The sequence below is a fragment of the Winogradskyella pacifica genome, from assembly GCF_013403915.1.
In the GTDB taxonomy this organism is placed as follows: domain Bacteria; phylum Bacteroidota; class Bacteroidia; order Flavobacteriales; family Flavobacteriaceae; genus Winogradskyella; species Winogradskyella pacifica.
In genome coordinates, this window is record NZ_JABFDI010000015.1 from 54,013 (window position 1) to 76,022 (window position 22,010).

At 31.6% G+C, this 22,010-nt stretch carries 25 protein-coding genes; 10 read left to right on the forward strand and 15 right to left on the reverse strand.

Going from position 1 to position 22,010, the window contains the following annotated elements:
* Positions 1-90 precede the first annotated feature (90 nt).
* The 6 genes from trpA (at position 91) to HM984_RS13330 (ending at position 3,928) form a co-directional block, all read left to right on the forward strand.
* The gene (gene trpA, locus HM984_RS13305; protein ID WP_115809847.1) at positions 91-861 is read left to right on the forward strand and encodes a tryptophan synthase subunit alpha; all 771 of its coding nucleotides are present in this window, start codon (positions 91-93) and stop codon (positions 859-861) included.
* 97 nt (positions 862-958) lie between these two features.
* A complete protein-coding gene (locus HM984_RS13310; protein ID WP_179349495.1) occupies positions 959-1,102 on the forward strand; it encodes a hypothetical protein in 144 nt (47 codons plus the stop codon).
* Positions 1,103-1,163: 61 nt separating this feature from the next.
* Positions 1,164-1,388: a hypothetical protein gene (locus HM984_RS13315; RefSeq protein ID WP_179349496.1), complete on the forward strand. Its 225-nt coding sequence runs from the start codon at positions 1,164-1,166 to the stop codon at positions 1,386-1,388.
* A complete protein-coding gene (locus HM984_RS13320; protein WP_179349497.1) occupies positions 1,378-1,830 on the forward strand; it encodes a tRNA (cytidine(34)-2'-O)-methyltransferase in 453 nt (150 codons plus the stop codon). The genes HM984_RS13315 and HM984_RS13320 overlap by 11 nt, the downstream gene beginning before the upstream one ends.
* A 196-nt stretch (positions 1,831-2,026) precedes the next feature.
* Positions 2,027-2,917: a YitT family protein gene (locus HM984_RS13325; RefSeq protein WP_245940342.1), complete on the forward strand. Its 891-nt coding sequence runs from the start codon at positions 2,027-2,029 to the stop codon at positions 2,915-2,917.
* Between the two features lie 351 nt (positions 2,918-3,268).
* A complete protein-coding gene (locus tag HM984_RS13330; protein ID WP_179349498.1) occupies positions 3,269-3,928 on the forward strand; it encodes a hypothetical protein in 660 nt (219 codons plus the stop codon).
* Here the strand turns inward: HM984_RS13330 and HM984_RS13335 are convergent.
* From HM984_RS13335 to HM984_RS13350, 4 genes are all read right to left on the reverse strand, one after another.
* On the reverse strand, positions 3,925-4,146 hold the full coding sequence (locus HM984_RS13335) for a VF530 family protein (protein WP_115809839.1): 222 nt from the start codon (positions 4,144-4,146) through the stop codon (positions 3,925-3,927). The two genes, HM984_RS13330 and HM984_RS13335, sit on opposite strands and share 4 nt — an antisense overlap.
* Positions 4,147-4,359: a DUF6500 family protein gene (locus HM984_RS13340; protein ID WP_179349499.1), complete on the reverse strand. Its 213-nt coding sequence runs from the start codon at positions 4,357-4,359 to the stop codon at positions 4,147-4,149.
* 64 nt (positions 4,360-4,423) lie between these two features.
* Positions 4,424-5,719, reverse strand: coding sequence for a DEAD/DEAH box helicase (locus tag HM984_RS13345; RefSeq protein WP_179349500.1), 1,296 nt, complete (start codon positions 5,717-5,719; stop codon positions 4,424-4,426).
* A gap of 112 nt (positions 5,720-5,831) precedes the next feature.
* The gene (locus HM984_RS13350; protein ID WP_179349501.1) at positions 5,832-6,629 is read right to left on the reverse strand and encodes a TspO-related membrane protein; all 798 of its coding nucleotides are present in this window, start codon (positions 6,627-6,629) and stop codon (positions 5,832-5,834) included.
* 228 nt (positions 6,630-6,857) lie between these two features.
* Between HM984_RS13350 and HM984_RS13355 the strand changes: the two genes are divergently transcribed.
* A complete protein-coding gene (locus HM984_RS13355; RefSeq protein ID WP_179349502.1) occupies positions 6,858-7,424 on the forward strand; it encodes a hypothetical protein in 567 nt (188 codons plus the stop codon).
* Positions 7,425-7,509: 85 nt separating this feature from the next.
* Here the strand turns inward: HM984_RS13355 and HM984_RS13360 are convergent, their stop codons facing one another.
* The 11 genes from HM984_RS13360 to HM984_RS13410 form a co-directional block, all read right to left on the reverse strand.
* The gene (locus tag HM984_RS13360; protein WP_179349503.1) at positions 7,510-8,190 is read right to left on the reverse strand and encodes a Lipl32 family lipoprotein; all 681 of its coding nucleotides are present in this window, start codon (positions 8,188-8,190) and stop codon (positions 7,510-7,512) included.
* A 44-nt stretch (positions 8,191-8,234) separates the two neighbouring features.
* On the reverse strand, positions 8,235-8,852 hold the full coding sequence (locus HM984_RS13365) for an SIMPL domain-containing protein (protein ID WP_179349504.1): 618 nt from the start codon (positions 8,850-8,852) through the stop codon (positions 8,235-8,237).
* Positions 8,853-8,887: 35 nt separating this feature from the next.
* The gene (locus HM984_RS13370) at positions 8,888-9,307 is read right to left on the reverse strand and encodes a hypothetical protein (RefSeq protein WP_179349505.1); all 420 of its coding nucleotides are present in this window, start codon (positions 9,305-9,307) and stop codon (positions 8,888-8,890) included.
* Positions 9,308-9,679: 372 nt separating this feature from the next.
* Positions 9,680-10,321, reverse strand: a complete 642-nt coding sequence (locus HM984_RS13375; protein WP_115809825.1) for a response regulator transcription factor — start codon at positions 10,319-10,321, stop codon at positions 9,680-9,682.
* A 4-nt stretch (positions 10,322-10,325) separates the two neighbouring features.
* Entirely contained in the window at positions 10,326-12,248 is a 1,923-nt protein-coding gene (locus HM984_RS13380; protein ID WP_179349506.1) for an ATP-binding protein, read from the reverse strand.
* A gap of 374 nt (positions 12,249-12,622) precedes the next feature.
* A complete protein-coding gene (locus HM984_RS13385) occupies positions 12,623-14,284 on the reverse strand; it encodes an alginate O-acetyltransferase AlgX-related protein (protein ID WP_179349507.1) in 1,662 nt (553 codons plus the stop codon).
* Entirely contained in the window at positions 14,284-15,615 is a 1,332-nt protein-coding gene (locus HM984_RS13390) for an MBOAT family O-acyltransferase (RefSeq protein WP_371312528.1), read from the reverse strand. The genes HM984_RS13385 and HM984_RS13390 overlap by 1 nt, the downstream gene beginning before the upstream one ends.
* Positions 15,616-16,177: 562 nt before the next feature.
* Entirely contained in the window at positions 16,178-16,900 is a 723-nt protein-coding gene (locus tag HM984_RS13395) for a TRAFs-binding domain-containing protein (RefSeq protein ID WP_179349509.1), read from the reverse strand.
* Positions 16,901-16,930: 30 nt separating this feature from the next.
* Positions 16,931-17,689: a peroxide stress protein YaaA gene (yaaA, locus tag HM984_RS13400; protein WP_115809815.1), complete on the reverse strand. Its 759-nt coding sequence runs from the start codon at positions 17,687-17,689 to the stop codon at positions 16,931-16,933.
* A 340-nt stretch (positions 17,690-18,029) separates the two neighbouring features.
* Positions 18,030-19,067 carry an RluA family pseudouridine synthase gene (locus HM984_RS13405; RefSeq protein WP_115809813.1) on the reverse strand — a complete coding sequence of 346 codons (1,038 nt, stop codon included), beginning with the start codon at positions 19,065-19,067 and terminating at the stop codon, positions 18,030-18,032.
* An 8-nt stretch (positions 19,068-19,075) separates the two neighbouring features.
* Positions 19,076-19,624, reverse strand: a complete 549-nt coding sequence (locus HM984_RS13410; RefSeq protein WP_115809811.1) for a PASTA domain-containing protein — start codon at positions 19,622-19,624, stop codon at positions 19,076-19,078.
* Positions 19,625-19,749: 125 nt separating this feature from the next.
* Here HM984_RS13410 and HM984_RS13415 point away from each other — a divergent pair, with 125 nt between their 5' ends.
* Genes HM984_RS13415 through HM984_RS13425 form a run of 3 tightly spaced genes read left to right on the forward strand, consistent with a single transcriptional unit; the run spans position 19,750 to position 21,942 of the window.
* Entirely contained in the window at positions 19,750-20,727 is a 978-nt protein-coding gene (locus tag HM984_RS13415; protein ID WP_179349510.1) for a D-alanine--D-alanine ligase, read from the forward strand.
* 59 nt (positions 20,728-20,786) lie between these two features.
* Complete coding sequence (gene coaD, locus HM984_RS13420) at positions 20,787-21,245, forward strand: pantetheine-phosphate adenylyltransferase (RefSeq protein ID WP_179349511.1); 459 nt, start codon at positions 20,787-20,789, stop codon at positions 21,243-21,245.
* 34 nt (positions 21,246-21,279) lie between these two features.
* Positions 21,280-21,942: a hypothetical protein gene (locus tag HM984_RS13425; protein ID WP_179349512.1), complete on the forward strand. Its 663-nt coding sequence runs from the start codon at positions 21,280-21,282 to the stop codon at positions 21,940-21,942.
* Positions 21,943-22,010 lie beyond the last annotated feature (68 nt).

Sequence of the window (22,010 nt, forward strand, 5' to 3'; positions counted from 1 at the left end):
ACTACTGATTTTTCTTATAATTGATTTCATACATCCTAACCATTTCTGAACATCAGAAAACTACAGAATTGGTTGATAAATACTTATATTTTGAATAGAATAAACCAAAAATTAAACGAAAGCCATAAGCTATTATCCATCTATTTTACAGCTGGCTATCCAAATACAAACGATACGGTTACCATCATAGAACGCTTAGAAAAAAGTGGTGTCGATATGCTAGAAATAGGCTTACCGTTTAGTGATCCTTTAGCAGATGGCCCAACCATACAAGCCAGTTCTACAGAAGCTTTAAAAAATGGCATGACAAGCGAATTGCTGTTTGAACAACTCAAAGACATTCGGAAAACGGTTTCTATTCCATTGATCATTATGGGCTATTTTAATCCGATGTTACAATACGGTGTTGAAGCCTTCTGTAAAAAATGTCAAGAAGTTGGCATTGATGGACTCATTATCCCTGATTTACCCGTAGATGTTTACCATTCGGAATACAAATCAACATTTGAAAAATATGGTTTAATTAATGTCCTTTTAATTACGCCTCAAACGTCTGAAGAACGTATTCGTTATATCGATTCTGTTTCTAACGGTTTTATCTATATGGTAAGTTCTGCAAGTGTAACAGGAAGTAATTCTGGCTTTGGTAATACACAAACGGACTACTTTAAACGTATCGCAGACATGAAATTAAAAAACCCTCAAATTGTAGGTTTTGGTATTTCAGATAATGAAACCTTTACCCAAGCCACGGCATATGGAAAAGGAGCTATAATTGGCAGTGCTTTTATTAAATATATAACAACTAATGGTATTGAGACTATTGATAAATTCGTTACGTCAATTCATCCTAAGTCTTAAACGATTTTAACATTTGTCATAGATATTTTGTGAAAGCATTGTGAGAGAAAGGGTTTTTAGTTTTTTATATTATGATGAATCTAAAAAATGATAAATCATGGGAATTATAAAAGACAGTAAAAAATTTAAAACAACGAAAACTCAAACGAACCCAACAAATCCGACGGGCAATGTGAACCAAAAAACAAATGAGTTTGACATTGACAAAAAAACGATAAAAGGTCAGCAGACCAAAAAGTAATTATTAAAAACAAGAAATTGTAAAGTCTATTCATATCTTTGAATAGACTTTTTTTTATACAATGAAAATACTTAACGATTGGCGAATTATAATCCTGTTATGTCTCACTTTAGGCTTAGCGCCATTTTTTCCGGAGCCACATCTATTAGGCAAAATAAAATGGATTGCAGGAGGAGCAAACGGAATGACTTTAAAAGATTGGTTTGATGTGGTTTTTCATGGCTTTCCTTTTGTATTATTAATACGATTAATTTTTATCAAACTAACACGAAAAAATGCCGCTTAACATCGTACTTATAGAACCCGAAATCCCTAATAACACTGGTAATATTGGTCGTTTAGCTTTAGCTTCAGGTTCAAAATTACATTTAGTAAAACCATTTGGATTTGAAATTGACGATAAACGTTTAAAACGTGCAGGACTCGATTACTGGCAACACCTAGAAGTTATCTATTACGATAATATCGACGATTTCTTCTCAAAAAACAAAGACGCTAAGATGGTGTTTTTATCTAGTCATGGTACCAAATCGCATTGGGACATAACCTTTGAAGAGGATATGTTTTTAGTTTTTGGCAAAGAATCCGTGGGCTTACCAAAACCCTTGTTAGAAAAGTATTCATCACAATTATTCAAAATTCCGTTATACAGCGAATCTATACGAAGTCTCAATTTAGCCAATGCTGTTGGTATTATTGTATATGAAGGTTTGAGGCAAATCAAATAGGATCTTTAACCTTACAAAAGATACTTTCCTTTTATTTCATGACTAAATAGTACGTATTTAAATCTTGAGGTCTGATTCAAGAATAATCAAGATTAGTTCGTGTTAAAAAAAAATTCAATTCTGATAAATAAAAAAAACGTAAAACACATCCGTTTTAAATGGTTTTTGTAACTTTTCCTGAATTAAAACCTATAAATTGAAACACTCTAAAACCTATAATTTTTTCTCTGAATTTTTTCAAATCACCCTTGGTATTATCTTAGCCAGTATTGGTTTAAAAGCCTTTTTGTTACCCAATGGTTTTATGGATGGAGGCGTTACAGGTATAGCCCTATTGGTTAACAATCTTATTGGAGTAGACATTTCATTACTCTTAGTCATCTTCAGTTTACCCTTTTTAATTTTGGGCTATTATACGGTTTCCATACGGATTGTTATAAAATCTATACTTAGTATCCTCGCCTTTGCTTTATTAATTCATTTTGGAAATTATGATACTATTACGGACGATAAACTACTTATCTCCATTTTTGGCGGTTTATGTTTGGGTGGTGGTATTGGCATCGCCATTAGAAATGGATCCGTTTTAGATGGCTCGGAAATTCTAGGAATCTACCTTAATGATAAATTTGGACTAAGTATTGGTAGAGTGATTCTTATGTTTAATATTATATTATTCAGTATTACCGCAATGGTGGTGTCAATGGAAGTCGCGCTTTACTCCATTCTTACATACATCGTTACAGCAAAAGTGACCGATATGACCATTGAAGGTTTTGAGGATTTTATTGGTGTCACTATAGTTTCTAATGAATACGCAGACATTAAGCATGCTATTATGATTGAATTAGGCGTAGGTTTAACCACCTACAAAGGTTCTAAAGGATTCGGAAGTAATGGACCTCAGCAAGATTTTGATATTATTCACACGATAATTAACCGTATAGACATAAAAAAAATGCATCGCATCATTGAAGAGATAGACGAAAACGCTTTTATTGTTGAGTTTGATGTAAATAATGTTAAAGGTGGTGTATTACGACACTATCTCGATAAGAAAAAAGGTAAAACCTTAGGGAAATTATGAAACATCCATAACCAACTTTACTTCATTATGGCAATATTAACATGGATAAACCATGTGACCGTTGAAAAAACAGTAAAAATAAACACATGAAACGAGCGCGTTCTAAATTTTATCACTCAAGAAAATGATAAATAGCGAACAACATGTGTCCGAAATAAAGAATAAATCATAACACATGAAACGAGCATGTTCAAAATTTTGTCACTCAAGAAAAGGATAAATAGCGAACAACATGTGTCCGAAATAAAGAATAAAGAAAACACATGAAACGAGCATGTTCCAAATTTTATCACTCAAGAAAATGATAAATAGCGAACAACATGTGTCCGAAATAAAGAATAAAGAAAACACATGAAATACCACATTATTATCAATAGCGTAAAAACAGTTGACGCGCTAAAAGACGCGTGGACAAATGAAGACTATATTGTTTTATTAGAAAAATTTGGATTAAAAGAATCAAGCGAATCTTCAACTTCAGAATTATTAGAATTATTGTTTATGGCTATTTCAGATTTTGAACCTGAAGAAGCCGCAGCTATAATCTTAGATTACAAATTAGCTGATCAACTTAATGAAAATCAGATTGAGCAAATTTCGCACGAAATGTTACTCGATAAGATATCTGAAGAATATGCTGATATTAGTTTACACCATCAACTATTCAATATCAACCAATTGCTACATAAAGCTTATAATGGAACATTCCCAAATGCAAAAGCGACTGTAGTTGAATTTGAAATCACACCAAATAAAGACATCACTAAAGAGGTCGTTTTAAAAGCGTTTGATAAAACTTTAGCTAATAACAATGTGATAAAAAGACTCTTTTCAAATCATCTTGCTGGAGAAGAAGCGTTTGATGAAGCTGAATCTATAGTTTGGGATTTAATTTCGGTTGGTGAAAACTCTTACACTTTAACAACTTCTGAATACTGGATGAGTAGAGACGAGTTTAAAGATGCTGAGTTTGACGCAACAGTAGTTGAGTTTGAAGACGAAGAGGACTAGTTCTTTTTTAAATAATCCAAATACATATCTTCAACCTTGGTTCTTGCCCAAGGTGTGCGTCTTAAAAACTTTAAACTAGACTTAATAGAAGGGTTATCTGTAAAACAGCGAATACTTACTTGATAGCCCATGTATTCCCAACCATAATGCGCTTGCAGTTCTGTTATGATCTGTTCTAATTTTACTCCGTGAAGTGGGTTATTGGGTTGCGTTGACATTTAGTTTTCAATTAAAGCCTTAATCTTAACCGCTTTTTCAAAATGATCTAATTGGTGGGTTTTAATCCACCAGATTGCAGCTTCCATTAATAATTCTGGATTGTCATTTTTGTTTTTAAAAAACGCATAGAAGGAAATGCCAACATTAGTGCCTTTTTGGGCAATCTTTTTATCGCAAACTTCTAGAATTTTGTCTTTTAGATTAGGAGTCATATCACTATAATTTCTTTCAACAAACAGATTACTTCGTCATGCTTCCTCGCAATGACGTTAGCTACTAACGTCTACTATCGTTATTTCGATTACGGCTTCTACTTTTATTTCGGTCTGAACTCGAACTTTTAGACTTTCCTGAGTTTCCCGAATTTTTATTATTAGAACCTCTTCCACGACCTTGATTTCTATTCTGACCTGGTTTTATCGGTTCTGTTGAAGCATTAGGATCTGGTTCGAAACCTTCGAGGATTTCAACTTCAATCTTCATATCAATCAACTTCTCAATATCGCGTAAAAAAGTCGTTTCATCTGCACTTACTAAAGAAATAGCTTCTCCACTAGCTCCTGCTCTACCTGTTCTACCAATTCTGTGAACGTAGTCTTCAGAAATATTAGGCAATTCAAAATTAATAACATGTGGCAACAACGGTATATCTAAACCTCTTGCTGCAATATCTGTAGCGACTAAAACTCTAACCGATCCATTTTTGAATCCGGCTAATGCTTTTGTTCTTGCTCCTTGACTTTTATTTCCATGAATCGCTGCGGCAGTAATGCCATCGCTTATCATCTTTTTGCAAAGTTTATTGGCTCCATGTTTTGTTCTTGTAAACACTAAAACCTGTTTCCAATCTCCTTCGGAAATTAACTTTATAATCAGTCCTGTTTTTTTGCCTTTGGCAACACGATAGACTTTTTGTTCAATAACCTCAACAGCTGTGTTTTCAGGTGTGGCTTCAACTTGAATAGGATTATTAAGAATTGAATACGCTAATTTCTTAATATCTTTAGAAAACGTTGCCGAGAACATAAGGTTCTGACGTTTGCTTGGCATTAGTTTCATAACGCGTTCTATATCGCGTAAAAAACCCATATCTAACATACGATCGGCTTCGTCTAATACAAATATCTCTACTTTACTTAAAGATAACAGACCTTGGTTTTCTAAATCGATTAAACGTCCTGGTGTTGCGACCAAAACATCGACTCCTTGACTTAATTTATTAACCTGTGGTTTCTGATTGACTCCCCCAAAAATAACAGTACTTCTAATGTTTAGAAACTCACTGTACTCTTTAACATTGGCATAAACTTGCGCTGCTAGCTCACGTGTTGGAGTTAATATTAAAGCTCTAATTGGTCTGTGTCTCTGCTGAGAACCATTAGATAATAGGTGAAGTAACGGTAATGTAAAACCTGCTGTTTTTCCTGTTCCGGTTTGTGCTGATGCTAAAACGTCTTTTCCTTCTAATACTGGAGGAATGGCTTTTGCTTGAATTGGAGAAGGTGTTTCGTATCCTTTTTTCTGGATAGCTTGAAGTAAAGGCTCAGATAGGCCCAAAGATTTAAATGACATAAATAGTGTTTATGAAGCAAACTCTATTTATTTAGGTCACTCCTTTAATTTGGTGCGAAGTTACGGCTATTTTAAGCCTGACTCTAAAAAAATGCTTATTATATTCTTAACACTATGAATTCTTGCGTTCTTGTAACTTAGTTAACGGACTAGTGCCACGGTTTTTAAAAGCATGAATAGTACTACTAATTATTAATACACCTGCACTCACAAAAGCCATGTACATCAATGTTTCGTTATTAAGTTTATTAGCATTTCCTATACCAATTAATGCCCAAGCACCAATAAGCGCAAACTCTCTCATATTACGTTCCCAAGTTACCAACACATTGATTATCACTGCAATGACGATAAGTATAATAGTCCAACTGACATCAGATAAGCCAAAACCATCCCAATCAATTTTCACTAAAAATGTTGAGACATTAGCAATACTAGCCACAGTTACCCAACCCGAATACATCACAAAAGGCCACCAAACAAAAGCAATAATGGGTAATGGCTCGTCATCTAATTCCATTCTGTTGTTGACTACAATCTTTAATAATGAAAACAGTAATAAGAAAATAAAAATGCAAGACACTGCTGTATATTCATAAATCCAAGCGAATACCCAAAGTGAATTAAATAAACACGACAGTATAAACCACCACCCTGTTCTCAGTACAACATCGTCATTTTTTACGTTTTTGAACAAGCTCCGACCTTGATAAACAACAAAACCTATCAACAGTAAATAAATTAGTCCCCAAATGGCAAACGTATAACCTGCAGGCGTGAACAAGGATCTATAACTATTAGACACTTCACCAATTGTTGTATTATTTAAGGCTCCTGTATTAGAGAGATAATTGATAAATATGATTAAAATTAGAGCTATTATATTTCCAATTTGAAGCGTCTTTTTCATGATTTAATTTTTCTCTAATTTAAGACTTATGATGCATTAGATTAACTTATTCTCGCCATTCTTTAACGTAAATGATATAAATAAATCTTGTTAAGCGCTCTTTATCAAACTTTAAAATGCTAAATCATTAGATTCCCCATAAAACTTTTGTGGTTTAGGGAAATTATTAAACTTGAAGAATTCATGTATATTAGCTGTTAGAGAAACACACACTAACAAAATTCAAATATGAAAACACTACTCTTTTTTTTACTCGTATTACCACTAACACTCTTAGCACAAGAACAAACCAATTCAGAAAAATTTTGGGAGCAACTCGAAGCACATTGTGGTAACGCTTACGAAGGTGAAATTACAGAAGGAGGAAAAGTAGGTGACGGCTTTACAGGTGAAAAATTAGTAATGCATGTGCGTTCTTGCGACACAAATGATATTAGAGTTCCGTTTTTTGTAGGTGAGAATAAATCGCGTACTTGGGTTTTGCATATGAATGAAGAAAAAATAATTCGATTAAAGCACGACCATAGACATGAAGATGGTTCGGAAGAAGATTTAACCCAATATGGAGGCACAAGTACAAATCAAGGTTTGGCCAATTTACAAATGTTTCCTGCCGATACACATACTTCAGAAATATTACCAGCCGCTTCTACTAATATTTGGTGGTTTACTATAGATGAAACAAGTCTAACTTATAACTTACGTCGTTTAGGCACTGATCGTTTATTTACGGTTCATTTTGATTTAACTAAAACTATTGAAACCCCAGATGCTCCTTGGGGAACTGAGGATTAATGATAAGAAAATACTACAACAAAAAAAACACCCCTTTATTTGCATAAAGAGGTGTTTTAGTAAAATACGAATATCTATTCTTCTGTTATAATTCTTTTTTAAGGTCTTCAATAGTTTTAGCCATTACAACACCTGGTAATTTTATTGGCGCTGCAACTTCTGCTAAAAATGTTCCTTTAACTTCTCCTGTTTTGTAAGTTGTAAAACCAATACGATACAAACCAGCAGTTAAAGCTTTTGTAGGACTTCCCACTTCACTCTTATATCTTAATAAAGAATTGTAGCTGCTTCCACTAGGTTGCTTAGGCATTTCGCTATTATCATCATTACTAGCAAGGGTTGTCCAAGTAGCGCTTTTAGCACCCTCTTCAGTAACACCTTCTTTTGTAAAAATAGTAGAACGCTCTAAAGTAATATAAGTATCAAAATAATCGCTTGAAGACGCATTTTCTGTATACTCATCAGATGTTATGGCATCTTTAACTTTTGTTTTAGCAACAGGAGATAGCATTCTTACTCCAAGTTCTGGTGCTACAGCAGGAACCCATAAATAAATGTAATAGAATTTTTTACCATCTACTATTTCATCTTCATTCCCGGCAGAGGCATATCCTAAATACGATATCACATCTGTGTAAGGTACTTTAATGGTTTTTGGCCCCACTTTTTTCTCAACTGAACTTCCAAACTTTTTTAATTTTTGAGCTTCTGCGTTAAACACACAACAGAAAGTAAATACTGATAATACTACTAATTTAATTTTCATGATTTTTAAGTGATTTTGATTATTAAAAGACATTCGTTATTTTATTATTTTAATTCAAAAGAGACGGTTACGGCATAACTCTGTAACGCTGAAGTCCCATAACTTTGAATATACTGTGTACTTGAATTTTGATCGACAATAGAAATAATTTCTCCAATAGTTTTATTCATTTCTTTAGCTAAAGCGCTTGCTTTTTCTTTGGCATTATCTATTGCTTTTTTTGAAAGATCAACTAACTGTTTATTGGTTAACTTCTTAGCTTCTACCTCGGTATTAACAACAGACATTCCTGCGGATTTTAACTTTGATAGTTTTCGAACATCGTCCTTATTTGATGTTTTGAAGTGGTAATATTCCGACTCTCTGTTTTGTGAATACGACATGGCAAACTCATAGTATGTATTTCTAGTAAACTGGCTAAATTCGATTCCTGAAGCTTCTAATTTTTTGATGTAATTCTTTTTAACTTCATCTAAAGAGGTTACTTCTACTTCACCTTGTCCTTCATAAACAAGCACTTGTTGCAATCCGATTAGAACTATATAACTATCGTCATCAACTATTGTTTCTGTTTCACCAACTACAGTAATTGTATTTTTATGTTCTTGGGCTATTAATGGCACTGTAAATAACAATGCCATTAAAAAGATAATTTTTTTCATGTATAAATTTGATTTTAAAATTTTAAAAGAATTGGTTAAAAGAAAAGGATTGAAGCAACGATCATCCAACCACCAACAAACACCCCTACAATACCTAGCTTTCCTTGTTTTGGAGCTAGTTTCTCTCTAAGAGCTATAGCTTTTTCTTTTGCAGCGTCATTTTTAGACAAGACGTATTTGTTAATAAGGCTAAATCCTAACATAAACCCTAGAACAGCTTGTACAATACTACCGGCTAATAATGTTGCCCACCAGATAGGGAATGTTGTCAACCAACCTAAGTTTAAAATGGAAAAAATAATACCCCAAACTCCATAAAAACATAAAATAAGTCCGATCCAACCTTGGTAAGGTTCTATTTTTTCTAACAATTCTTTTGCGTTAGGTTTTTTTGATAATAATAAAGATGGTACTGCGATGATACTTAATAAAATAAGTGTAATTCCGAAAGTCATAATTTTGTTTTAATGGTTAGAATTTGTTTGGTTTTGTAATAGAAACACGTTTAGTTTTTTATAATGTTTCTTATTTTCTTATGCAAATTTATACCCATAGCTACTTAGTTTTAACCCCGTTTTTAGCGAAAAACAATACCCTGTAAACAGGGTGTTAAAACGTTACTAACTAAACAAAAGCAAGTTATATGCCTTTTGAATTTGTATGTTTGTTGATAAAATCACTTTAGTCATAAAACCTATTTTAAAAATGTATTTATATTGAAATTTTAAAGCGCTAATGCTTAAGCAACAAAAGTATTAGCCGTAAAAAAGAGGTTCTATTATAAAATAGAACCTTTGTATATAATTGGTGGTAGTATATTTATATTATTAAGACACATAGCCTTTTTTAATAGCGTATTTTGTAAGTCCAGCGAGGTTTCTAACATTTAGCTTAGTAATCAGGTTCTTTCGGTAGCTTTCAATAGTATGCTTACTTAAAAACAACTGATCTGCGATTTCTTGAGTAGTAAACTCTTCAGCAATAAGTGAGATGACTTCTACTTCTCGTTTGGTGAGTTTAATTTCCTTTTCTTTATTCTTTTCAAATTTATTTTGAAGGTAGATATCTTTAATTTCCTTAGAGAAATATTTCTCTCCTCCTAAAATGGTTTCTATAGCTTTTAAGAATTCCTCCTTTTGTGCATTTTTCTGAAGATACCCATCTACATTATTTTCAATAAGGCTATCTATAATTTCTGGTGTGTTGTGCATACTAACCACCAATGTCTTTATATTTCTATCCGTATTCTTTATCCACTTATTTAAAGTAATACCATCCACTTCAGGCATTGTAACATCAGTAATTACAAGGTCTATTTTTTCTTCCGTATTTATCGAAATATATTTTTGAACATGGCCACCATGCTTTGCGGTATATAAAATGTTGTAACTACTTTCTGTATTTAGAATACTTAATAAACCATCTAAAAACATTTTGTGATCGTCTGCTATAATGAGGTTATGCTTCATTTAATTATGCTTTTAATGGAATTTCTATATTAATATTGGTGCCTCTATTGGGTTTAGAATCGATATGCAATATACCGTTATAATTTTCTACCCTATTCTTTATATTTGTTAAGCCTATGCCTAATGTAATCATTGATAAATCAAACCCAATACCATCATCTTCATAAACAAAAAACAGACATTCATTTAATACATCTAACTGTATATCTATGGTCTTTGCTTTTGCGTACTTAAGTGTATTGGTTGTTAATTCTTGAAAAATTGAAAACAATTCGTTTTGTAAAATCTTACTTAGTGCATTGATTTTTTCCTCATCGTAAAATGAAAGGTTAATGGTGATCTCACTAGCGTCTTCAACCGTATGGATGTATTCTTTAACTAGAAAAACAAAATCGTTCTCTCTAATTTTTTTTGGCAATAAGTTATGTGATAAGTTTCGTACTTGTTCATAAGTATCATCTAACTGACTATAAATTAATTTCAGTTTATCTGGGTGATTATAAAGCTGACTGAATTGTAATTTTATAGCCGCCAAATTACCACCAACACTATCGTGCATTTCTTGAGCTATTTTTTTACGCTCTTGATCTTGACCTCTAACAGATGCTTTAATTAACTTTAATTCTTGATCTTTTTTTAATGAAATGACTTGCTGCTCGTTAATCTCTTTTTCTTTTAAATTAAGTAAACTCTGTGCTTGTAATTTTTGATAGTAGATAACTAAAAGTCCAACAATAGGAATTAATAGAATAAAAAACGCCACGAGAACAATATATTTAATGGTCTTCTCTCTATCTAGCTCTACAGCTTTTAACGCTTCTTTTTCTTTAAGTAATGCAATTTCATTTTTACGTTTTTCAACACCATTTTGTAGTTGCAAAACCTGATTTTCATTTTGTTTTGCTATTATAGCTTTTTGAAGTTTATACTTTTCTATATCTGCGTCTTTGTTCTTAATATTTAAACTCTTATTAAGATTTTCTATCTGTAAGACTTTTATCGTTTTTTCTTTTTCAAGCGTTTTAAATTTAACTTCTAAATTGTTAATCTCTTGTTGCCTTTGCGAATTCTCAATAGAATCTTTTATCTGGTAATAGTATTTTCCATAGTTATATGCACTGCGATGATCCCCTTTTCGAAGTGAGAGTTTTTCCAACATAAGATAGCTATTCATCTCAATATCTAAATTACCCAAATTGACAGATTTAATTAAGGTATTAGAAAAAATTAAAAGGGCTTCATTATCTCTTTCTTCATTAAATAGCACAGCACCTATTTTACCTAAAATGATGAGTTCTAAATTATAAGATCTAGTTTCATTGCTTATATCTTTCGCTTCGTAGAAAGCCAAAAGTGCTTTATCTGTTTCTCCTTTACCTAAATAATTATCACCTATATTAATAATAACATTTACTAAGGCTTGTTTTTTATAAGTATCCTTCTCACAGATATCTTTTGCTTTCTGTAAATACGCATTAGATGTTTCGTATTTGGAAAGCGATGAATAAATAGAACCTAAATTGATGTAACTTCCTAAAATAAGTTCTTCATCATTAGAAAACTTAATACATTTTTCAAAAAGCTCTAAGGCCTCATCCGTTTTACCAAGAGTAACATAAGTACTAGCTAATCCGTGTAAATGTGTATAATATAGGTTTGTTTCATTATGTTTTTCACTGAGTTCAGCTCCTTTAATATGCCACTTTTTACTTTCTTGATATAAGCCTTTGTTTTTATTATTTAAAGCCAATAATTGGTAAGATAATATGGTTAGTCTAACGCCTAAAGAGTCGTTAACATTCTTTTTACTATTTAGTGCTTGATGTGTATAATAAATAGAAGAATCTATAGCAACATATCTATTATGGTAGTAAGCCAATAATAAATTGGTATTGGTTATGGCGTTATTAGATTTAAAAGTGCGCAAAGATTTGTGAGCTTCCCGATATGCTTTGGTTTCAGAACCATTATTAAAATAGTAAAAAAGCTGATTTACTTTTTTGTCTTCACTGTCAATAACAGCAGTTGTTTGAGCTATACAAATTGAAGTATAGCACAAAAAGAGAAAAACAAAAATGTTTTGGGGCTTAATAAACATGCGCAAATTTAGGGATAGTAGAACTTGTATTCATCCCCGAAAACAGGTATTTAAAAAATTTATCAACTTCGTTTTAGATCGGAAGTGTTTAAAGCACTTTATATCACCATATCATAGATGACAATCACAATACACTTAAACGATATTAAAAATCAGATAACATCCGCTATCCATAGAACTTTAAGTCCATTGCTAATTTGAGATCAATAAATTAAATTATTATTGGTTGTCTCTGCATACCCTTCTATAATTACATCTGGCTTAAGCAACTCTATTAAGTCTCTGTTAAAAGCCTGATTTTTCAAATGATATACAGTACGAAAATTCATCGCATAAAATAATCGCTGTCCCATAACGTACGAATCACTAAAAATCAAAAGTGTTTTATCACTTTTTGCTTTAGAGTTTTTTAATACCATTGAATCATAAGGCAATCTTTTGTCATTTGTTTCCTTTGTGTACTCATAAGGAAATTTTGGAAAAAGAACAGGTCCCATATCTGAAATGTTATAGGGGTAATCAGCCAACTTAGTAATAATATCACCCGACTCAATTAACTCATATAAAAAGGTATAGTCTTCAAGTTTTGTTGGTTCGTATGATTTTATATTAGTCCTTTTATATAAGGTATTCATAACATCTTGATAAGCTAAAAAACCACCAAAATTATTCCAATGTGTATCCGTTTTTCGATAAGTAGTTTTGTACTTATAAGGTTCAAAAGTGTTTTTAAAACTTAAAACATCTATTCCTTTACTTAATAATCTATTAGAAATTTGTTCTCCTCTTGAAATAGTATCTTTAATTGCTGATTGGAGAGCAAATGGTAGGTTTTCAGTATAAATATCAAATTTATTAGGGTAAATAACCCTTAAATATTCAATCCCATTTTTTTCACAATAGTCATAATGACTTACAATACGATTTTCTATAATATCTAATTCAGCCTCTGACAAATATTTTCTTTTCAAATCATATAATGCTAAACTTGTTTCTTCCTCATACACATATAAAAATCCATCCTTACCTACCGCAACTTTATTACTATTATTAGGTCCCAAAAAGAATTTTTCATTTATAAAATGATTCATATAAACTAACGAAGATTTGAAAGGAAACATCACATCCATATATGACCTAAGATCATCTATAGAGTTTAACTTTCTGTTTTCAGACGTCTCTTCATTATCCCAATGCATAAAAAAGATAACCATTGGTGTAAAGAGAATTAAAATAAAAATCCCATTTACAGATAGTGCAGATGACTCACTTTTTTTAATTATTTTATTAAATACTTTAAAGTATTTGAACAGAAAGACAATTAAAATACTTAAACCAAGTATTAATATACCTAATGTTTTATACCTAATGTTTTCTTTTATAATATCTGAGAATGGTAAAAAGTGAAGAGCTATAACATTACCCTCTTTTTTCTGGAATACATACTCGCCGTCTACAATTAAACAAGGAGAAGATTCTAACAGGTAATCAGGAAGATTTTTCTTCTGAATTTTGAAATCATAGTATGGACTCACCAAATGAATATCAAAAATCTCTGCTGTTCTTTGTTTATCATTTAAAAAATGAAGGTTTATTCGATCATTTTTAAATTTCTTTGGCAACTCAAAGTTATAAAAATTATCTGTTGAATCGTGCAATTGACTAAGTACGGTAATGTCCTCTTTTATCTCTTTACGATCAAAAGAATACAAATTAATCCCTCCTTTAGTGTTTCTGTTAGTATAAACTTTTACAGATGTAATTTGAGAAGAAAAGAGCAGAGCAACAGTACTCAACAAGATTTGATAAATCAAAATTGATGCTATGACCCAAAGACAAAATTTAATAAATGATTTACTTTTCATTAAAATCTAAAATAAATAAAAGGATTAAATGAATTAGACGCCATTTCAATTGTACATAATATCATTAAAACACCAATATACAATGGCAAAATATAGGCTTTATAATTTACAAAGAAAGTGTTAGAATCTAGTTTTCTAAGAAGTATTCTTTTTATTGGCGTAGAAATAATTATGGCTAAGATTAAAACTAAAATAGATTTAGCATTTACATAATACAAAGCATAGTAATTTGTATTCTCAGAAGAATACCATACTAAGTGTTTAATATATTCAAGAGCATAACTTAAGTCTTCTGCTCTAAAAAACACCCAACCAATCATTACGACAAAAAGCAGATAAACTCTACTTAATACGGACTTTAAAGCTGCATTATTTATTGGCAAGCTACTCGATTTTTCAATCAAAATAAAAGCTCCATGCCATAAACCCCAAACTATAAAATTCCAACTTGCTCCATGCCAAATACCTGTTAGAAGAAACACTCCAATAAGGTTTAAATACGTTCTTCTTTCACCTAATCTATTACCACCTAAAGGTATATACACATAATCTCTGAACCATGAAGAAAGTGATATGTGCCATCTTCTCCAAAATTCTTGTATACTTTTAGAAATATAAGGATAATTAAAGTTTTCTAGAAAACGAAATCCAAACATCCTACCTAAACCAATAGCCATGTCTGAATATCCTGAAAAATCAAAATAAATTTGAAGCGTATAACAAATAATACCTAACCATGCCATACTTAAAGGCAACTCCTCTGCTGGCATATAAAAAGCTGTGTCTGCTATAAGTGCTAAGGTATTAGCTATCAATAATTTTTTAGCTAAACCAGTAACAAAACGAAGTACACCTGATTTAAAAAGTTCTGCACTTTCTGTACGCGATGAAATATCTTTGGCAATATCAGCATACCTAACTATAGGACCTGCAATGAGTTGCGGAAACAAAGATATGTACAAACCCAGTTTAAATGGGTTTTTTTGATATAAAGTAGGCTCCCGATAAACATCAATTAAATAAGAAATACTTTGAAAGGTGAAAAACGAAATTCCAATAGGAAGATGAATATTTTCAATTTTAAACGCAAATTGATCAAATATGAAATTTGTGTATTTAAAATAAATTAGCACACCTAAATTCAAAAATATAGCTATACCTAGATAATATCGAGCTTTATCTGAGTCTCTATAACGATTTATCAATCCGCCAGCTACATAATTAACGATAATAGAACTTATCATCACTAAAACTAGCTCCTCCTCACCAATAGCATAAAAAGTTAAACTAACAATTAATAGAAAGTAGTTTCTCCAACTACGGGGTAGCACTTTATTTAAAAGCAATACTATAGGTAAAAAACAAAAGACAAATAGTAATGAACTAAAAACCATATAATTAAATTAGTTGTAGTAGAGTAGAAATGACATAAATAAAGTTATACTCAAAAAGTGAGCAATCTATGAATTTTATTCTTTTTATCTATATAGTTAAATCGAAAAATTATAATACACCTACAATTTTCTAACAGAAATGATTAAAGTGAACTAGTAGTAATAAATTAATTGTTTTAAAAATTATATATAGTACATTTTATAAAGTCTAAGATATTGTTATTTGATATTTATTCGCTTTAATCTATCTATATAAAACTAACGACTAATTGAAATATTTGCTACGCATGGGTAACACATTGTGATTACCGATTTATAACTGTTGGGTTTTGACATGTGCTATTATACCCTGAATCATGTAGAGCGAACTGAAGATTTTTTTGTCTATTATTATTACATAGACCTAGATTTAAATTACAGGAATATAACTATTTTGATAGTCAGTTTTTTTCTTCTATTTAATTAGATGTCCAGATTCAGATATTCTTATAAAGCCCCTTTACAAAGCAGACAACATACGCTCAACCTCAACAATCGTTGCTCCGTAAAGTTTTCGGTTAGGTTTCGTTAAGCGCAGAGACTCGGTAGAAATCTCATTTAACAGTTCCTTTCCTTCGGAAGTTCTATTATTTTCTACATAAAATTTTGCAAGCTCTAAACGTTCTGCATAATTAGAGTACGGTCTGTCTATTTGTTTTAATTGTGCTTCAGCTTCATCGGGTTTACCCAATTCGTTTAAAGCTAAACCATAGCAAAATTGCTGTTTTGAACCTTTAAATTCCGATTTATCTTTTATAAATTCTGCCTGTTCAATGACGGCGTTATAATCCTTGAGTTGAAAATAACACAACATCAAATTCTGCCGTGCATATAAATCATCTTGAACGGTATCTTCTAATGTTTTCTTATAGCTTATAATCGCATTAGGAATATCTTTATTGGAAAAATAGGCATCTGCCAACTCTATTCTGTTAGTGTAAGTATCTACAAACTCGAGTTTCTTTTCTAAATCCTTTATCCTTTTCGTGGGATTAAGAACCGTGGTGATTTCTTCTTGTATTTTTTCTGCATTATTCTGGTTATACACCTGAGTGATAATGTAGATTAATGAACCAATAACAGGAATAAAAAGCACAACAAAATACCAATAATAAGGTTTACTATTTTTATAAGCGTGATAAATACAAAATGCCTGAAGGGCAACAATTAAGTAATAAAACATATGTGTGAAATTAGTTCTTTATATTATAATTTATCGTGTAAACACTAATTCATTTTCTGAAGATAATTCTTCGCTAAAACCATAGTTCTCGTAATTAAAACCTTTAATATCATCTAGAGTTTTTGCGTCGGTATCAATGATATATCTCGCCATTAAACCTCTGGCCAATTTTGCAAAAATGGCTATAATTTTATACTTGTCGTTTTTAAATTCTTTAAAAGCAATATTGATTACGGGTACTTTTAAGGCTTTTGTATCTATGGCTTTAAAATACTCTTGACTTGCTAAATTCAGGAAAATTTCGTCGTCGTCTAACTCCTCATTTAAAGCCTTTGTCACTTTCTTTTTCCAAAATTCGTAAAGGTTTTTATTTTTACCAACTGGCATTTTTGTTCCCATTTCTAGTCGGTAGGGCTGCATTAAATCTAAGGGTTTTAATACACCATATAATCCTGAAAGGATCCTAACAGTATCTTCTACTTTATCTAACTTTTCGGTATCAATCGTATACGCATCTAATCCTCTGTACACATCTCCGCTAAACGCGTAAATAGCTTGCCGTGCATTATCTTTTGTAAATGGTAATTCCCATTCCTGATTGCGCTCATAATTTAATTGACCTAAATTATCTGATATGTGCATAAGCGCAGACAAATGCTTTGCGGACTTCTTTTTTAATACTTTATTTAATCGTTCTGCCTCGTCTAAAAACACTCCTTCTGTAGTTTTAGAAGTTGGTAATTTAGTGTCGAAGTCTAACGATTTTGCTGGTGATAGTACTAGTTTCATAATAATGCCCACAAAAGTGGGTATCTCTTTAAATTTAAATCAACACTCATTAAAGCACGTGTCTCATTAAAGGTTAAACAATTTTTCTTTCTCATTGTAAAAATACGATGTAAATGAAAAAATTTCTAACAATAGTGAAAACTAATATTGATAGTGTTATAAAGCTTAACTATAAAGCACCTATAACTAAAAATGCACCATTAGAAAAATAGTGCATTTTTAGTTAATCTTTATGCAGGACTTATTGTAAGGCGCGTTAAGGATGGAAATGGCATCCTTTTTATTACACGTTTTAATATTTTTTTTAAACGTGTAATAAAAATGAAACGCTATAAAACTATTAGTCTTTGGCATGCTTGGCATAATGCCTCCATTTCTCAATACATTGCGTCATATCATCAGGAACTTCAGATTCAAATCTCATGAATTCATTTGTCGTTGGATGTACAAACCCTAATGTTTTAGCATGTAAAGCTTGGCGTGGCAAAATTTTAAAACAGTTATCTACAAACTGCTTATATTTAGTAAATGTAGTCCCTTTTAAAATACGCTCTCCACCATAACGTTCATCGTTAAATAAAGTGTGACCAATATGTTTCATATGAACACGTATTTGGTGGGTACGACCAGTTTCAAGCTTACAAGTTACTAAAGTGACATAACCTAAACGCTCAAGAACTTTATAATGTGTTACGGCTGGTTTTCCTTGTTCGTCTTCATCATCTAAGAACACTGTATTTTGTAATCTGTTCTTTGGATGGCGACCAATATTACCTTCAATAGTACCTTCCTCTTCTTCTACATTACCCCAAACAATGGCAACATATTCGCGCTCACTCGTTTTTTTAGCAAACTGATTAGACAGATGAGCCATGGCTAGTTCGGTCTTTGCGACTACTAATAACCCACTGGTATCTTTATCAATTCTATGAACCAAACCTGGTCTTTCACTAGAGTTATTAGGCAAATTTTCGAAATGAAAAATAAGTGCATTTATTAAAGTCCCAGAATAATTACCGTGCCCTGGGTGTACAACCATACCTGCAGGTTTATTCACCACAAGCAAATCATCATCCTCATACACCACATCGATAGGAATATCTTCAGCAACAAGAAGATTCTCGTGCGGGGGATGTTCAAATTTAACAGTGATATAATCGTTAGGCTTTACTTTGTAATTGGACTTAACAGGAACGTCATTCACAAAAATACTACCGTCTTTTGCGGCAGCCTGAATTTTATTACGCGTAGCGTTTTCTATAAAATTCATTAAGTATTTATCGATACGAAGTGGTTGTTGACCTGCAACAACTTTAAAAGCGTGATGCTCGTATAATTCGTTTTCGTCTTGGTCTGAGATATCAGAAATATTTGGCATTATTTTAATTATAGTTTACCGTTTCCTACCACCAAGTCTATCTTAGAAGTTAAGGGTAATGATGTACCTGGTTTTAATGTTTTACCTTTGTGAGACATAGAAATAACACCTTCACCAATGGCATCTTTATAGGTGATGTCTCCTATTTCGAATTCTAAAGCTTCTAATTGAGGTTTAGCCTGTCTAAACGTACGTTTTAAAATATTTGGCACTTCGACTTTACGGTAACCAGAAGGGTTTAAGATTAAATATATTTTGCGATTTTCCTTTACTTGTGATCCTGCAATTGGGTTTTGTTCAATAACAGAATACTTAGGATATTTTGGATTATAATTTGCAGAATCTTGTATTTCCATGGCTAAATCATGATCCTTTAATTCGATACCAACAGTCTCTAAAGATTTACCCTTTAAATCTGGTACAATTATAAACTCACCATGATTAGTGGTTACACTTAACCATTTTAGGGCTATAAAACAAATCACCACAAGGGCTATAAGGGCTAATGCCAGTTGTTTAAAAAACACTTTACTAGTAAGAAACTTAACAAAACTCATATGAAAATAATTGTTGACAAAACTAAGAAATAATAACGACACAAAAATAAAATACGTATGAATTAGAGAATTAGATTATTGAAAATAAATGATACTTTTACACAGTAGCATTTTTAAACTAAATAATGAAGAAAAATATTGCAATTATAATGGGCGGTTATTCTAGTGAATACAAGATCTCCCTTAAGAGTGGCAACGTTGTTTTTGACGCTCTAGACAAAGATAAATACAATGCATATCGCATTCATATTTTTAAAGATAAATGGGTTTTTGTTAATGATTTGGACGAAGAATTTCCGATAGATAAAAATAATTTTTCCGTTTTAGTAAACGAAACAAAAATTGAGTTCGATTGTGTTTTTAATGCGATCCATGGTTCGCCAGGTGAAGATGGTTATATGCAAGCCTATTTTGAATTATTAGGAATGCCACAAACCAGCTGCTCAATGTACCAAGCAGCATTAACTTTTAATAAGCGCGATTTGTTAGCGGCTTTAAAACCTTACGGCATTAAAACGGCCGAAAGCTATTATCTTAATTTTGGCGACTCCATTAATGAAGATGCTATAATTGCTAAAGTTGGACTCCCTTGTTTTGTTAAGGCCAACAAAGCTGGTAGTAGTTTTGGAATTTCTAAAGTGTATAAGAAAGAAGATTTACAAACCGCCATTGACAACTCTTTTAAAGAAGACAATGAAATTATTATTGAGCAGTTTTTAGATGGTGTTGAAGTTTCTGTTGGTGTAATTTCGTATACATCTGAAACTCTCGTTTTACCGATCACAGAAATCGTTTCTGAAAATGATTTCTTTGATTATGAAGCTAAATATTTGGGGCAATCACAAGAAATTACTCCGGCACGTATATCTGAAGATTATGCCAACAAAGTAAGAACCGAAGCTAAAAAAATATATGAAATTTTAAAAATGAAAGGCTTTTCTAGAAGTGAATTTATTTTTAAAAATGACGAACCTTATCTATTAGAAGTAAACACGGTTCCTGGCTTAACTAAAGAAAGCATATTACCTAAGCAAGCAACGGAAGCTGGTATTAGCCTAAATGACTTATTTGGAAATGCCATTGAAGAAGCTTTGAAGAAATAATAATTATATTTGAAATTATAACTATTTCCGATTAGTACAGAAATATTAAAACTAAGTTTATGAAACGCGCAATATTCCCAGGATCCTTTGATCCTATTACAAACGGTCACCACGATATTATACTGCGTGGCATTAAATTGTTCGATGAAGTTGTTGTAGCTATTGGTATTAATGCCGAAAAAAAATACATGTTTTCTTTAGAGGAAAGAAAAGCATTTATTGAAGAAACATTTAAAGATGAACCTAAAGTAAAAGTAGTTACTTATAAAGGCTTAACTATTGATTTTTGTAAAGAAATTGATGCACAATTTATACTAAGAGGCTTAAGAAATCCTGCTGATTTTGAGTTCGAAAAAGCCATAGCACATACCAATAGAAAACTATCAAAAATTGAAACTGTATTCTTATTAACCGCAGCTAAAACTTCATTTATTTCGTCATCTATTGTGCGCGATGTATTAAGGAATGATGGTGACTATACTGTTTTGGTACCGAATAGTGTTCGCATAAATAAATAGAATTCACATTAATAGCAAATCAACAAACTTAGCAATGGAAGACAATTATTCGATATTTAGGAAATTCCAAAGTTTAGAACAAGCCTCAGAATTAAAAGCTTTGTTGAATGAAAACGGCATAGAAACCATACTTGACGACAATGCACCTTCTGTTGATGTTACGTTCACAGGAAACACTTTACAGAATGAGATTGAAGTCCGGATTAAACAAACCGACTTTCAAAAAGCTGAAAGCATTCTCGAAAAAGAAGTCGAGAACTTAATTGAAACTATAGATAAAGATTATTATTTGTTTAAATTCACAGATGAAGAACTTTATGACATTTTATTAAAGTCTGACGAATGGAATGCTTTTGACTATACATTAGCTCAAAAAATATTAATTCAAAGAGGCAAACCGATTGATAAAGAATTACTAAATTCTCTAAAAAATGAACGCTTAAAACAATTAGCTGAACCTGAGGGCAACCAAAAACCTTGGATTATTGCAGGCTACTTTTTTGCTGTTTTAGGCGGTTTTCTAGGCTTAATAATCGGTTATTTTTTATGGACATCTAAAAAAACCCTACCAGATGGACAGAAGATTCACACTTATGCTGAGAACGACAGAAGACACGGAAAATATATATTCTATATAAGTTTAGTAATTGCACCAACTACCATACTTTTTAGAGTAGTGAGTCAAATTTTAAATTAACACAGTAATTTTTTCTACTAGTAATTCTCTCTTTATATACAAAATGCTTTCCAATACTACTACAGAAA

Coding starts and splice junctions, on each gene's coding strand:
- HM984_RS13310 (WP_179349495.1), top strand. CDS start 959: ATGGGAATTATAAAAGACAGTAAAAAATTTAAAACAACGAAAACTCAA.
- HM984_RS13315 (WP_179349496.1), top strand. CDS start 1,164: ATGAAAATACTTAACGATTGGCGAATTATAATCCTGTTATGTCTCACT.
- HM984_RS13320 (WP_179349497.1), top strand. CDS start 1,378: ATGCCGCTTAACATCGTACTTATAGAACCCGAAATCCCTAATAACACT.
- HM984_RS13330 (WP_179349498.1), top strand. CDS start 3,269: ATGAAATACCACATTATTATCAATAGCGTAAAAACAGTTGACGCGCTA.
- HM984_RS13335 (WP_115809839.1), bottom strand. CDS start 4,146: ATGTCAACGCAACCCAATAACCCACTTCACGGAGTAAAATTAGAACAG.
- HM984_RS13340 (WP_179349499.1), bottom strand. CDS start 4,359: ATGACTCCTAATCTAAAAGACAAAATTCTAGAAGTTTGCGATAAAAAG.
- HM984_RS13345 (WP_179349500.1), bottom strand. CDS start 5,719: ATGTCATTTAAATCTTTGGGCCTATCTGAGCCTTTACTTCAAGCTATC.
- HM984_RS13350 (WP_179349501.1), bottom strand. CDS start 6,629: ATGAAAAAGACGCTTCAAATTGGAAATATAATAGCTCTAATTTTAATC.
- HM984_RS13355 (WP_179349502.1), top strand. CDS start 6,858: ATGAAAACACTACTCTTTTTTTTACTCGTATTACCACTAACACTCTTA.
- HM984_RS13360 (WP_179349503.1), bottom strand. CDS start 8,190: ATGAAAATTAAATTAGTAGTATTATCAGTATTTACTTTCTGTTGTGTG.
- HM984_RS13365 (WP_179349504.1), bottom strand. CDS start 8,852: ATGAAAAAAATTATCTTTTTAATGGCATTGTTATTTACAGTGCCATTA.
- HM984_RS13370 (WP_179349505.1), bottom strand. CDS start 9,307: ATGACTTTCGGAATTACACTTATTTTATTAAGTATCATCGCAGTACCA.
- HM984_RS13375 (WP_115809825.1), bottom strand. CDS start 10,321: ATGAAGCATAACCTCATTATAGCAGACGATCACAAAATGTTTTTAGAT.
- HM984_RS13385 (WP_179349507.1), bottom strand. CDS start 14,284: ATGAAAAGTAAATCATTTATTAAATTTTGTCTTTGGGTCATAGCATCA.
- HM984_RS13395 (WP_179349509.1), bottom strand. CDS start 16,900: ATGTTTTATTACTTAATTGTTGCCCTTCAGGCATTTTGTATTTATCAC.
- yaaA (WP_115809815.1), bottom strand. CDS start 17,689: ATGAAACTAGTACTATCACCAGCAAAATCGTTAGACTTCGACACTAAA.
- HM984_RS13405 (WP_115809813.1), bottom strand. CDS start 19,067: ATGCCAAATATTTCTGATATCTCAGACCAAGACGAAAACGAATTATAC.
- HM984_RS13410 (WP_115809811.1), bottom strand. CDS start 19,624: ATGAGTTTTGTTAAGTTTCTTACTAGTAAAGTGTTTTTTAAACAACTG.
- HM984_RS13415 (WP_179349510.1), top strand. CDS start 19,750: ATGAAGAAAAATATTGCAATTATAATGGGCGGTTATTCTAGTGAATAC.
- coaD (WP_179349511.1), top strand. CDS start 20,787: ATGAAACGCGCAATATTCCCAGGATCCTTTGATCCTATTACAAACGGT.
- HM984_RS13425 (WP_179349512.1), top strand. CDS start 21,280: ATGGAAGACAATTATTCGATATTTAGGAAATTCCAAAGTTTAGAACAA.